At 49.4% G+C, this 854-nt stretch carries 1 protein-coding gene; it reads left to right on the top strand.

The genetic code is table 11. The features are described from left to right. The coding region (gene thiC, locus A3750_RS19485; RefSeq protein WP_068548665.1) for a phosphomethylpyrimidine synthase at nucleotides 1–854 on the top strand (854 nt) is incomplete at both ends.

Raw genomic sequence — 854 nt, 5'->3', positions numbered from 1 at the left:
ACTTTCGTACAAAAGTGAACGCGAATATTGGCAACTCAGCGGTGACATCATCCATTCAGGAAGAGGTCGAGAAAACAGTTTGGTCGACTCGATGGGGCGCAGATACCGTAATGGATTTGAGCACCGGCGAGAACATCCATGAAACGCGTGAGTGGATTATTCGTAATTCGTCAGTACCGATTGGTACAGTGCCAATTTACCAAGCGTTAGAAAAATGCGGCGGAATTGCTGAAGACCTTACGTGGGAGCTTTATCGCGATACGCTGATTGAGCAGGCAGAGCAGGGCGTTGATTACTTCACGATCCACGCTGGCGTGTTGCTGCGTTACGTGCCAATGACGGCAAAGCGTGTGACAGGGATTGTGAGTCGAGGAGGTTCCATCATGGCTAAGTGGTGCCTTGCGCATCATAAAGAGAACTTCCTTTATACGCATTTCGAAGAGATCTGCGAGATCATGAAGGCCTACGATGTGTGCTTCTCTCTGGGTGACGGTTTACGGCCAGGTTCGATTGCGGATGCGAATGATGAGGCACAGTTTTCTGAGCTACGCACGCTGGGTGAGTTAACCAAGATTGCATGGAAGCACGACGTGCAAACCTTCATTGAGGGCCCCGGGCATGTGCCTATGCACATGATTAAAGAAAACATGGAAGAGCAACTTGAGCATTGTGGAGAGGCCCCGTTCTATACACTTGGGCCACTGACTACTGATATTGCACCGGGCTATGACCACTTTACATCCGGTATTGGTGCAGCACTCATTGGTTGGTACGGTTGCGCTATGCTGTGTTACGTGACACCAAAAGAGCATTTGGGTTTGCCGAATAAAGATGACGTGAAACAAGGATTGATC

The organism is Oleiphilus sp. HI0079, assembly GCF_001635105.1.
The sequence above is the reverse complement of the archived record's forward strand: the minus strand, read 5'-3'. Positions and strand labels throughout refer to the sequence as shown.